At 67.7% G+C, this 11,642-nt stretch carries 11 protein-coding genes; 6 read left to right on the top strand and 5 right to left on the bottom strand.

Annotated features, from left to right (window positions below):
- Window positions 1–403: 403 nt before the first annotated feature.
- Entirely contained in the window at window positions 404–1,102 is a 699-nt protein-coding gene (locus tag ACIBW7_RS40230; RefSeq protein ID WP_397055889.1) for a class I SAM-dependent DNA methyltransferase, read from the top strand.
- On the opposite strand, the gene ACIBW7_RS40225 is transcribed toward ACIBW7_RS40230, so the two are convergent.
- On the bottom strand, window positions 1,103–2,671 hold the full coding sequence (locus ACIBW7_RS40225; RefSeq protein WP_397055903.1) for a DNA polymerase Y family protein: 1,569 nt from the start codon (window positions 2,669–2,671) through the stop codon (window positions 1,103–1,105).
- A gap of 138 nt (window positions 2,672–2,809) precedes the next feature.
- Complete coding sequence (locus ACIBW7_RS40220) at window positions 2,810–3,589, bottom strand: hypothetical protein (RefSeq protein WP_397055887.1); 780 nt, start codon at window positions 3,587–3,589, stop codon at window positions 2,810–2,812.
- Between the two features lie 290 nt (window positions 3,590–3,879).
- Between ACIBW7_RS40220 and ACIBW7_RS40215 the strand changes: the two genes are divergently transcribed.
- From ACIBW7_RS40215 to ACIBW7_RS40205, 3 genes are read left to right on the top strand one after another with little or no spacing between them, the layout of a single operon-like run.
- Window positions 3,880–4,479, top strand: coding sequence for a TetR/AcrR family transcriptional regulator (locus ACIBW7_RS40215; RefSeq protein WP_397055885.1), 600 nt, complete (start codon window positions 3,880–3,882; stop codon window positions 4,477–4,479).
- Window positions 4,476–5,327: a phytanoyl-CoA dioxygenase family protein gene (locus tag ACIBW7_RS40210; protein WP_397055883.1), complete on the top strand. Its 852-nt coding sequence runs from the start codon at window positions 4,476–4,478 to the stop codon at window positions 5,325–5,327. Before ACIBW7_RS40215 ends, ACIBW7_RS40210 begins: the two co-directional genes overlap by 4 nt.
- A 53-nt stretch (window positions 5,328–5,380) precedes the next feature.
- A complete protein-coding gene (locus tag ACIBW7_RS40205) occupies window positions 5,381–6,508 on the top strand; it encodes a serine/threonine-protein kinase (RefSeq protein ID WP_397055881.1) in 1,128 nt (375 codons plus the stop codon).
- Window positions 6,509–6,770: 262 nt separating this feature from the next.
- On the opposite strand, the gene ACIBW7_RS40200 is transcribed toward ACIBW7_RS40205, so the two are convergent.
- The 3 genes from ACIBW7_RS40200 to ACIBW7_RS40190 form a co-directional block, all read right to left on the bottom strand.
- Window positions 6,771–7,406, bottom strand: coding sequence for a response regulator (locus ACIBW7_RS40200; RefSeq protein ID WP_397055901.1), 636 nt, complete (start codon window positions 7,404–7,406; stop codon window positions 6,771–6,773).
- Window positions 7,407–7,550: 144 nt separating this feature from the next.
- Entirely contained in the window at window positions 7,551–8,954 is a 1,404-nt protein-coding gene (locus ACIBW7_RS40195) for a PspC domain-containing protein (protein ID WP_397055879.1), read from the bottom strand.
- Between the two features lie 79 nt (window positions 8,955–9,033).
- Window positions 9,034–9,660 carry a TetR/AcrR family transcriptional regulator gene (locus ACIBW7_RS40190; RefSeq protein WP_397055877.1) on the bottom strand — a complete coding sequence of 209 codons (627 nt, stop codon included), beginning with the start codon at window positions 9,658–9,660 and terminating at the stop codon, window positions 9,034–9,036.
- 153 nt (window positions 9,661–9,813) lie between these two features.
- Here ACIBW7_RS40190 and ACIBW7_RS40185 point away from each other — a divergent pair, with 153 nt between their 5' ends.
- Together ACIBW7_RS40185 and ACIBW7_RS40180 are read left to right on the top strand one after the other, a co-directional pair.
- Window positions 9,814–10,626: a thioesterase family protein gene (locus ACIBW7_RS40185; protein WP_397055875.1), complete on the top strand. Its 813-nt coding sequence runs from the start codon at window positions 9,814–9,816 to the stop codon at window positions 10,624–10,626.
- Window positions 10,627–10,923: 297 nt separating this feature from the next.
- Window positions 10,924–11,568, top strand: coding sequence for an MspA family porin (locus tag ACIBW7_RS40180; protein ID WP_397055873.1), 645 nt, complete (start codon window positions 10,924–10,926; stop codon window positions 11,566–11,568).
- Window positions 11,569–11,642: the final 74 nt, after the last annotated feature.

Here is an 11,642-nt window from a genome sequence, read left to right as displayed (position 1 = left end):
TCGCTCGTAAGACTCCCTCCGTGGGGGTCACCGACGACAGATCACTCGACGCCTGACAGGCACGCACCAGGCAGGCGGGCCCCGTACCTGCGTCGCATCGACGACTCAGACACAAGACGGGCCGCGAACGGTCGCTCGTAAGACTCCCTCCGTGGGGGTCACCGACGACAGATCACTCGACACCTGACAGGCACGCACCAGGCAGGCGGGCCCCGTACCTGCGTCGTCGCATGCGCTTCGACGGCTCGGGCGCGAGACGGGCCGCGAACGGTCGCCGTAAGACTCGCTCCGTTGTGGGTCCTCAGGGCTGGGTGGTACGGGCACCCTACTGCTCGGCATGCGAAGCAATCCGGGTGCCGAAATTGTCTGGCGAATGCCGGGGTATCGCGGCAATACTGCGCACATGCCCTCCTTCGCCGATTTCGATCGCCGCAACTATCGCACCGTTGACGTCGCCGCCGGGTACGACGGATGGGCACCGACGTATGAGCGGACCGTCATGGACGAGATGGATCTCGCGCTGCTGAATCGGCTACAGCAACCGAACTGGGGTGGGGTGCGACGCGCCGCGGATCTCGGCTGCGGGACCGGGCGGACCGGAGCTTGGTTGCGAGAGCGGGGAATACGCCATATCGACGGCGTCGACGTGAGCGCGGGGATGCTGGCGCGGGCACGCGAGCGTGGGGTGCACACCACACTCACTCAGGCCGATGTGCGTGACACCGGATTGGCAAGTGGCGCATACGATTTGGTGATCTCCTCGCTGATCGACGAACACCTGGACGAGCTGACGCCCTTCTACGCCGAAGCCTGGCGGCTGGCCGCACCCGGCGGCACCTGTGTCACGGTCAGCTATCACCCGCAGTTCATGATGGTGACCGGCATGCCGACGCACTACACACCCACGTCCGGTGAGCCGGTTGCGATCAGCACGCATCTGCACTTGATCAGCGAGCAGGTGTCGGCGGCATCCGCGGCGGGCTGGGTGTTGACCGAGATGGCCGAGGCGCTGGTGGATGACGCATGGATCGCGGCCAAGCCGAAATGGGCGGAGCTGCGCGGACATCCGTTCACGCTGGCGCTGGTGTGGTCGCGCACGTAGTCAGTCGTAAAGCCCCTCGGCGCGCCAGGTCTGATCGTTGTAGATGAGCAGCAGGACACGGACGTCAGCCGGTTCACCGGCGAGCTGCACCTGAATACGGGCGGCGATTCCGGCGCAGAGGGTGGCGGATTCCGGGGTCCACCAGTGTTCGTCCACCGGCCATGGACCGGCCCAGCCCGCAAGGGGCCACTGCTTGCTGCCCCAACGCAGCAGGGCCGGGTCGGCGGTGAAGAGGCCGCGGTCGGTGACCTGCACGGGCGTTCCGTCGGCGGCCTCCAGCCGCACCACCGGACGGTTCACCAGGATCACCGCGGGTGCGGGGCGGGGCAGGCGGCCGGGCCACGGCAGGGCCGGGTCGGCGGCCGGAATCGGCTCGTCACCGAGCGCGACCATGGTGATGCGTTCGGCGGGTCCGCGGCCGCCGCTGAGCACGCCGACTCGGACCGCCTCGCCGCCGAGTAGACCCTGCACCCGGATCAGGGCGCGGCGGGCCCGCTCGTCCTCCTCGCCGACGCCGCCCCACAGACCGAGCTGAAGTGCGCTCGCCGCAACGACTTCGACGGGTTCCAGGCGCAGCAGTGTGATCGGTGCGGTGGGCCGGTCGCGGCGGGTGAGCCAGCCGTCCAGCTGCCAGCGCACCCGATCCGCGGTGCCCTCCGGGGTCAGCGGTTCGGCGCATCGCCAGATACGCGAAAGTTGTTCGCCCGCCTCGGTTTCCGCGATCACCGATAACCGGGTGCAGGCCATCGAGGCATTGGACAGCGCCTCGTGCAACTGGGTGGCGAGCATGCGCCCCGCGAAGGCGGCGGCATCGACCCGGTCGATCGGCGGCTCGCAGCGATACTGCACCGCCAGATCCCTCGGCGGACGACGTGCGGACGGCGGACGTTCCGGCACGGCCCTGGCACAGCGATGCGCCAGCACGGCATCGGCGCCGAAGCGCGAGGTGACCTCGATCGGAGTCAGTGCGGCGAAATCGCCGATCCGCCGTAACCCCAGGCGGTGCAGCAGATCCACCAGCTCGATGCGTTCCGGTGCGGACAGGCTCGGTTCGAGTGCGAGTTCGCGCACCGGCAGTGGCGCCAGGAATCGCGCACCGTCGCCGGGCGGCACGATCGCGGCGAAACGCGCGGCGATCACCGCCGTGGACAATTCGTCGGCAATGCCGATCTGCGTCTCCACCCCCACCGCGGCGGCCGCGTCGACGAGCCGTTCGGCCGCCGCCTCCTCGGACCCGAAAAACCGTGCCGCACCCCGCGCACCGAGCACCAACAGCCCCGGGCGCAGCACCTCCACTCCCGGCACCGTCGCATCGATGGCCGCCACCACCGGCTCGAAAAGTCGCGCATCCCGATCCGGATCCACCTGCGCGACATACACATTCGGACACCGTGCCTGCGCCTCCCGCTTGGTCAGCCCACGCCGCACCCCCTCGGCCCTGGCAATGGCCGAACACTCCACCACCTTATTGGCGAACAGCACCGCCACCGGCCGCGTCGCGGGCACCCGCGCCACCGCCGCCGCCGTCACCGCCGGCCAGTCCGGACACCACAGCGCCAGCACCCGCATCCCACCCACCCGACTCGGCCGGATCACCACCCCGGCTCCCCGGGTAGCGACCGGGCACCCCATGTACTTCCGCGTCGAAACCCCGAATCGACGAAAAGGCCGCTTCGTGCAGCCGAGCTCATGGCGCGACGGGCCGGCTCATGACGCCGCACCGTGCGCCTCGACCGTCGTTTCCTCGGCCGCGGTGACCGTTTCCAGTGCCACCCATTCCACTCGACTCGCGCTGGGGCGCAGTTCGATTCGGCCGTGGCAGGGTGGGCCTGCCTTGCCGCGGACCGCGACCTCCAAGCGGAGCGAGCGGAGGCGGCCGCGGCCCGCACCGAGGCCGCCGTACCCGGCGATGCGGGTGTCCACGCGCAGGGACGGATTGGGCCAGCGGCCGTCGGTGACCACCAGAGTGGCCCCTTTGCTGCGCGCGCGGGCGGCGAGGACGCGGGTGCGGGACGGGGCGACGGCGGCGCCTGCGAGGCCGAGCACCACCAGATCGAGGCCGTCGAGCAACACCGCGGCCACCTCCACCGGATCCGGCCCGGGATCGGCGACGACGGCGAGGCGCTGCAACTGCGCGCCCATCTCGACCGCGGCGAGCAGCCCGAGCCGCGGCACCCCGACCACCGCGGCATGCCCACCGCTCTCGGTCACCGCGGCGAGCAGCCCGGCCAGCAGCGAACTCGCACCCGAATAGGCCACCACCGACCCCTTGACCAGACCCCCATCAGGCAACAGCTCCGCAAGGGCAGGCGGCACCGCAAGTGCTTCTCTGCGCAATTCGGCGGCGTGCGGAATCCGCTCGGCCGCCGCTTCCCCGCGCCCGGGTATCGCCGCCATCCGTCGGCGCAGCTCATCCAGTGTCGGTTTATCCCTCGGCGGCATCCCGTCCCGCCGTCTCCCCGCCCCTGAATCCTCATCCGAACCCATCACAACCACCTACTTCCAACGATGGACCCGAGGCGAAGCGCGGCCCGAACCCCCACGATCAAGGGTTCAGCACCGATCCAGCTATCGATCGCTATCGAATATACGTTCGATACTCGCTTAGTAGAAACCCACCCCCGACTTCGGTCAAGTACGCACATCGACCGCGATCACTTCGCAACGCTGCCGTTGTTTTTGAGTTGAACTCAACTTACAATCGGAGTCATGAGCGAGCGCAGCGACACAGCCGACATGTCGGTCATGACGGAGCCGAGCGCCAGCGGGGTGGAGTCATGAGCGACCAAGAATGGTCCGGCCGCGGCGCGACGGCACGCAGGCGACTGTTGGAGGCGGCGCATGCGGAGCTGAGCGAAACCGGCGAACTCGAGGTGGCCGCCGTCGCCCGCCGCGCCGGGGTCAGCGTCGGACTGCCCTACCGGTACTTCGGCTCGCGCAGCGGACTGCTCACCGCCGTCATCACCGACTTCTACGACCGCCTCGGCGAAACCGTCACCTATGCGGAATTCGCCGGAAAGGATTGGCGCGAACGCGAACACGCGCGCGTGGTGGCCTGGGTGAACTTCCTCTACGACGATCCGCTCGCCCCCGTCGCACTCGGACGATTCGGTGACGCCGAAGCGGCGGGCGTGGAACGGCAACGGCTGCAGCAGGCGATCGAGGTCGGCATCCGAAATATGGCGCAGGGCCAGCGCCAGGGCATGGTGCCCGCGGACCGCGATCCGGAACTGCTCGTCGCGGCCGTCCTCGGTGGCGTGCACATGGCCGTTGCGGTGGCGCTCACCCGCAGCCCGCGACCGGACCGTGCCGTCGTCGCCGATCAAGTGTGGGAATTCGTGGCCGGAGCAACCGGCTCAGGGAAAGAAGAACAATGAGTAATGCACAACCAGAGGTCGAACGACTCGAGGACCTCGAAGGTGACCTGTCCCGAACCCATCGCACAGTCCACGAAGTACGCGATGTCCCCGACGAGCAGGTGGACGCCGATCTCGCCGCCCTCGATCGCGACGGTTACGTAATTCTCGAGGGCCTGCTCGACTCGGCGCAGTGCGCGGCACTTCGCGAAGAGCTCCTGCCCCTGCTCGGCCCGAATGGGCGAAATGCGTTCGAGGGCCATCGGACTCAGCGACTCTACAGCGTGCTCGGCAAGACGCGCATGGTCGATCGGCTGGTCGACCATCCACGCGTGCTCGCCCTATTGGATCGACTCCTGCTACCCGGATATCTGCTGTCACAGTTGCAGACCATCAATATCGCCCCGGGCGAAAATGCCCAACTCCTGCATCCCGACGACGGCTTCTATCCGGTGCCGCGACCACGAAAAGCATTGTCGGCGGCCACCATCTGGGCGATCGACGAATTCACCGCAGAGAACGGCGCGACGATGCTGATCCCGGGCAGTCACCGCTGGCCGGACGGCCGGACACCGCAGCAGGACGACGTCCACGTGCCCGGTGTCATGCCCGCCGGATCGTGCGTCTTCTTTCTCGGCACCCTCTGGCACGGCGGCGGCGCGAACCGCTCGGCGAGCTCGCGATTGGCCGTCACCGCGCAATACTGCGAGCCGTGGTTGCGCACCCAGGAGGCCTTCACGCTCTCGACCAGTCGCGATACGGTGCGCGCGGTCTCGCCCGAAATCCGGCGCATGCTCGGGTACAGCATTCATCCGCCCTTCATCGGCATGGTGGACGGAATGCACCCGGATCGCCTACTGACGCAATAACCGGCACGGCGCGAATCAGGCCAGCTGGCCTCGTTTTCCGCTACCCTCGCACCGTGACCGAACGCGCTCGTCCCATTGTCGGCCCCGATTATCTGGTTGCCGGCCGCTACCGTCTGCAGTCGAAACTGGGCGGCGGCGGTATGGGCGCGGTCTGGCTCGCACACGATCGCCTGCTCAACCGGGATGTCGCGATCAAACAGGTGCTCTCCACCGCCGGACTCCCGGAGGCGGAGGCCAATGAGATCCGCAATCAGATCATGCACGAGGGCCGGGTCGCGGCCAAGCTCTCGCATGAGCACGCCATCGCCGTCTACGACGTGGTGCTGGAGGCCGGCGAGCCGTGGCTGGTGATGGAACATCTGCCATCACGCAGTGTCGCAAAGGCATTGGCGCTGGTGAACGCCCTGCCGCCGATCGAGGTGGCACAGATCGGGGCGCAGGTCGCCGATGCGTTGGCGGCCGCGCACGCTGCGGGCATCGTGCACCGCGACATCAAACCGGGCAATATCCTCGTTGCCGACCGCGGACCCGTCGTCGGCATGGCCAAGCTCAGCGACTTCGGCATCTCGCGTGGTGCGACCGACAACTCCGACGAACCGGACGGCATGATCACCGGCACCCCCGCCTATCTCCCTCCGGAGGTGGCGCGCGGCGCGCAGCCGACCACGGCCAGCGATGTGTTCTCCCTCGGCGCCACGCTCTACACCGCGATCGAGGGGCAACCGCCGTTCGGTATGGACGACGACACCGATGCCGTGGTCTATCGCGCGGCCATGGCCCAGATCATCCCGCCCAGCCGCAGCGGCATGCTCACCAACGCGCTGCTGCACATGATGGAACCGGCCCCGCAGCGCAGGCCGACCATGGCCGAGGCCCGGGACGAAATCCTCACCGCCGCATTCGGTCCCGGCACGGGTCCGTATATCCTCGGCGCCCCGGTGCGCACCGAGGACGGCACCATTCCGGCATGGGCCGCCCGCAATTCGGCATCGGGCCTGCGCAGCCCGCACTCGACTCCGCTGCCGCGCCCGCACCGCAGCAACCCGTCGGGGCCAGCGGCCGCCGCACCCCAGCGCCCGAAGGCGAAGTCGAAAGAACCGAGCAATGCCCCGCTCGCCATCGCCATCGGCCTGCTGATCGGCCTGATCCTCATCATTGCCATCATCATCGCGATGATGTGATCGCTGCGACCGGAACCTGCTGCGCCACAGCTTCTCCAGCTGCCGCGCGACTTCACGCCGCGCGCACGAACCAGCGTGGCGGACAGGAACCAGCGCGCCACGCACGAACCAGCGCAGCGAACACGAACCAGCGCGCCACGCACGAACCAGCGCAGCGAACACGAACCAGCGCGCCACGCACGAACCAGCGCAGCGGACACGAACCGGCGCGGGAACCTTCGTGGCGATGGAAAAAGTGCGCGGCAACCGGAATGCTTGCGGCTCAGTCGATGCGGCGGCGGTGCGCCCAGCGGGTGAGTGCGTTGCGGTTGGACTGCTGAGTCTTGCGGAGCACGTTGGAGGCATGTGTCTCGACGGTTTTCACCGAGATATAGAGCTTCTCCGCGATTTCCCGATAGGTGTAGCCGCGGGCGAGCAGCCGCAGCACTTCCAGTTCGCGCGGCGTGAGCGAATCCAGTTCGGGATCCAGCGGCGGTTCCGGGACCGGTGATTTGCCGGTGAACGAGTCGAGGACGAAACCGGCCAGCCGCGGACTGAACACCGCATCACCACCGGCAACCCGCCGAATGCCATCGGCCAGTTCGGATCCCGAGATCGTCTTGGTCACATAGCCGCGCGCACCCGCACGGATCACCGCGATCACATCCTCGGCGGCATCGGAGACGCTCAATGCCAGGCATACCGGACCGTCATCGATGCCGGCCAGCACCGCGACCCCGCCGCCGTCGGGCATATGCACATCGAGCAGTACGACATCCGGACGCGCGGCATTGATTCCGGTGACCGCCTCGGCCACGCCCCCGGCCTCTCCGACGACCTCCATATCGGTCTCCCGGCTCAATTCGGCCCGCACACCCGAACGGAATACGGCGTGATCATCGACGAGAAAGACCCGCACGGTCACCTACTTCTCCTCACCCTCGGTGGGTCGACCCACCCTGACGCGCGGACCGCCCGCAGGCCGTCCGCACTTCATCGGTACCACAACTGCCACCGCAGCCGTCGTCATCGAGCTACGACCTGCGTCGCATCAGCGGGGCGATCACTTGGCGTTGCGAACTGTCTCTTGTACTCCGTCGACCTGATCGTCGCCGACCGGCTGTTCCGCCTCGGCCCGGTCCCGATCGGCACCGGAATCGGTGCGTGGCATGATGATCCGCACTTCGGTGCCGCGACCGGGCGTGGACAGGATCTCCACCTGACCGCCGCGCCGCTCGATTCTGGCGCGAATGGATTTCGCGACACCCCGCCGATCCTGCGGCACCGCCGCGATATCGAATCCGGCCCCGCGATCGCGCACGAAGATGCTCACCTGATGCGGTTCCGCCTCGGCGAACAGATCGATCTCCGGGACGCCCGCATGTTTGGCGGCATTCACCAGTGCCTCCCGGCTCGCGCCGAGCAATGCGGTGAAATGCTCCTTCGGCAGGCCGGACCCGCTGTCGGCACCGTCCATCGTCACATCGCCGACGGTGACCGGAGTCACCTTCACCCCGTGCTGATCCTCGACCTCGCCCGCGATCGTGCGCAGCGCCGCGGCCAGACTCGACTGCGCGGGCCCGGAATCCTCGAAGAGCCAGCGGCGCAGTTCCCGCTCCTGACTGCGCGCCAGCCGGGCCACCTCTTGCGGATCGTCGGCCTGACGCTGGATGAGCGCCAACGTTTGCAGCACCGAATCATGCAGGTGGGACGCGATTTCCTCGCGTTCCTCATTGCGAATGCGGGCCGCGCGCTCGGCGTTCAGTGCGCGCATCATGCGCAGCCACAGCGGCACCGTCAGCAGACCGGCGCCGATCAATGTGACCGCCACCGCGATCAGCGCGGAGCCGAGCGAGCTCAGATCGATCCTGGCCAGCACCACCACGCCGAGTCCGAGCACGATCATGGTGATCCCGGCGACGATGCGCGACCAGGTCACCACCGAAGGGCGCGCGGGCAGTCCGAGCAGCGAGCGCGGACCGTCTGTGTCGTACTCGCGCCACACCAGTGCCGCACCCACCGCCACCACGACGATCGGCACGATCACCTTCGCCGCGGTACCGCTGAACAACCACGACACCCCGACCGCGAGCCCGAGCCCGAGCAGCGCCAACCCGATCGCCTGACGGCGCTCCTTACCGGTCGGCTTCACCGCATCGTGGCCGCCCGGAGTGAAGATCCACAGCATCCCGTAGGCGACGATCCCCGCCCCCGCCAGCGCGGACAGCAATACGAACGCCATCCGCACCTTGAACACATCGAGCCCGAGGTGATCGGCGACACCGCCGGCCACACCGCCGACGATCCGGCCACCCGAACGCCGCACCATCCGCGGATACGGCGGTGTCGGCGGGAGGGCCGGCGCGGCGCCGAAGCGGCCGGGGCCTGGCGCGAACCCGGGCGCGGCGCCGAAACCCCGGGGATCGGCCCCCCGAGCAGCATCGAACGCGGGCACGGACGGGTACATGCCTTCGATACTGGCACGGCCTACCGACACCGACCATCAGGAATCACCCTGATCTTCGCCGCTTCGCGACGACCGGCGATCAGGCTCGGAGGAACAGCCGCAGTGCCGCGTCGACGACGGCGTCGCGAGTTCGATTGTCCGGATCAGCGTCCGGGCGCAGCCAGATGGAGGCGTGGTTGAGGATGCCGTGCAGGCAGTGCAGGGCGACCGACGGGTCCGGGCAATCGAACTCGCGGGCGGTGATGCCGCGGTCGATGACATCGCGGAAGATCTGGTCGTGGCGGCGGCGCATCGTCTTGATGGCTTCGCTGTGCTCGTCCGGCCACGGCGCGGGGAACGAGAAGAGCTTGCCCACTTCGGGGTACAGCACCGTCAGCACGTGTAGCTGCTCGGTGACGAGCGTGCGCAGCTGATCGGTCGCGGATCGGTCGGCCGCGGCGTCGAGGGCTTCGCCGAGACGGGTCATGACATCGGTGGTGAGCTTCTCCAAGGCCGCGGAGACCAGCGCATCCTTACTCGGAAAGTAGTGGTACAGCGTGGCTTTCGCGATATCGGTGCGCTCGGCCACATCTTCGAAGCGCATGCCCTGATATCCGCTGCTGGACAGGATCTGCAGCGCGGCCGCGATCATCTCCACCTTGCGGCGATCACGACGACGAGCCGCCCGCCCGGCGGGAGCAGCTGCCTCGTCCACAGTCGATGCCATCGCCCGATCATATCCGGGGGCATCCGTCGAAAAATCCACCGTGAACCGCATAAACGGACTCAGCGGTCGAGAACTCGACCAAGCCGGTGAAATCGACCACAAAGATTATCTACCGACTGTTTAGACGGAAATTCGACCCGTAGGTTGATATTTGTGACGGATACGACCGGACCCGAGTCCAGCTACTTCGAACGAGTCGGCGAGCACCGCTTCGTCCCGACCGGCCATGCGGGCGGCGCCTGGGCCACCGACGAACAGCACTTCAGCCCGCTCGGCGGGCTGGTCGTCCACGAGATCGAACGAGTGCGGGCACATGAACAACGCCCCGCCCTCGTACTGAGCCGCATCAGCTTCGACATCCTCGGCCGAATCGCGTTCGAAGAGTTCGATATTCGTGTGGAGACGGTCCGGCCCGGCCGCACCATCGAGCTCGTCCGAGCGACGGTCACCATCGGGGGCCGCGATACCGTTTCCGCGCGCGCATGGTTCCTGGACACGCACGACACCGATAACGTCGCGGGCGGCGAACCCGACCGGCTCCCGGAGCCCGAATCTGTGCCCTCATGGCCACTCACCGCGGCGTGGCCCGGCGGGTACATCAATTCCCTCGACACCCGCGCGGTCGGCATTCCGCAGCCCGGACGCACCGCCGCGTGGATCAGCACGCACCTGGACCTGGTGGCCGGCGAACAAGCCAGCGCACTCGCGTCGTACATCGCCCTCGTCGATACCGCGAACGGCATCGCCGTCCGGCAGGAGCCCACCAAATGGATGTTCCCCAACCTGGACCTGACCATCCACCTCTATCGCCAACCCGAGGGGCGATGGACCGGCCTCGACACCAGTGTCACCTTCGGCCGAACCGGCCAGGGCCTCACCTCCACGGTCCTGCACGACACCCGCGGACCAATCGGATACGCCCAACAGATCCTCACCGTCCGCCCACAGCCGGAGCATCGGCCCTAACGGCTGCGCGAGCGTCCGGTCCGGACAAGAAAGCCGGGCTGACCTCTCGTTCTTATCCGCCGCTCAGCCGTCGCGCGACGCACGGAGCGGACCGGGGACCCGAACCGAGCCGATTCGCACTCCGCCGGACCGGATAACTGGTCACGACCGCATCTACCAGCACGTTTCATATTCCAGCCGATCGATCGCCGCGGCAGCGCACTGCCCCGCGCCATACGTTTGTTCCGGGTCGGAAACGTCCCACTGAACACCGGGACTCGCGCCGCAGGGGGCCGAGCACAGGTTCGGGGAGGAATCATGAACATCAAATCGGTACTGCTCACCGCGGTCACCTCGGTCGGAATCGCATTGGCGGGTGCGCCGTTCGCCGCCGCCCAGGGGATGGCGCCGCACGAGAAGAACTACTCGGGCCCAGGGGGATTCGAGCTCACCGTCGGCCATATGGACGAACAGTTCCGCCCGGTCCCCCCGCTCAACGGAATGCCGACCAATCGAGAGGTGTTCCTGGACAACACCTTCTACGGCGCCATCCCCGCGAATGCGACGGGCGCCATGAAGGCGGGATACCTGGTCGCCTGTGCGGTCGATCTCGATCTCACGGTCGATATCCAGGCCGGGATCGGCTTCGACGCCGGGTTCAGCATCGGTGTCAGCGGCAGCGGCGACTCGATGTCACCGAACTTCGATGCCAGCATCGGCCCGAAGATCTACGCCGGGGTCGGCCTCGACATGTCGATCAGCCCCGGCGAGATCAAACCGATCGAAGTGGGTACCAAGAACCTGGCTCTCGGCGGCACCGGCTATCTGGTCAGCCACGACTACCACTTGGTGGTCAAGAACTGCGGCGGCCCACTCACCATCCAGTCCTATGTGACCCTCACCGCCGACACACCCGAGGTCACCGCCGCCGACGCGGTAACAGGAGACCGAATCTTCCTGTAACCCGGCAGCACCAGGGCGGCGGTGCGCTCGACGATCGCACCGCCGCCCGACCCCGGACCCCTGCACCTCGAACC

It is taken from the genome of Nocardia sp. NPDC049526, assembly GCF_044465765.1.
In the GTDB taxonomy this organism is placed as follows: domain Bacteria; phylum Actinomycetota; class Actinomycetes; order Mycobacteriales; family Mycobacteriaceae; genus Nocardia.
This window is presented reverse-complemented; position numbering and strand designations above follow the sequence as displayed.

Bases quoted from the DNA above. Each gene is read 5' to 3' on its own strand.
- ACIBW7_RS40230 (WP_397055889.1), top strand. From the start codon at position 404: ATGCCCTCCTTCGCCGATTTCGATCGCCGCAACTATCGCACCGTTGAC.
- ACIBW7_RS40225 (WP_397055903.1), bottom strand. From the start codon at position 2,671: ATGCGGGTGCTGGCGCTGTGGTGTCCGGACTGGCCGGCGGTGACGGCG.
- ACIBW7_RS40220 (WP_397055887.1), bottom strand. From the start codon at position 3,589: ATGGGTTCGGATGAGGATTCAGGGGCGGGGAGACGGCGGGACGGGATG.
- ACIBW7_RS40215 (WP_397055885.1), top strand. From the start codon at position 3,880: ATGAGCGACCAAGAATGGTCCGGCCGCGGCGCGACGGCACGCAGGCGA.
- ACIBW7_RS40210 (WP_397055883.1), top strand. From the start codon at position 4,476: ATGAGTAATGCACAACCAGAGGTCGAACGACTCGAGGACCTCGAAGGT.
- ACIBW7_RS40195 (WP_397055879.1), bottom strand. From the start codon at position 8,954: ATGTACCCGTCCGTGCCCGCGTTCGATGCTGCTCGGGGGGCCGATCCC.
- ACIBW7_RS40190 (WP_397055877.1), bottom strand. From the start codon at position 9,660: ATGGCATCGACTGTGGACGAGGCAGCTGCTCCCGCCGGGCGGGCGGCT.
- ACIBW7_RS40180 (WP_397055873.1), top strand. From the start codon at position 10,924: ATGAACATCAAATCGGTACTGCTCACCGCGGTCACCTCGGTCGGAATC.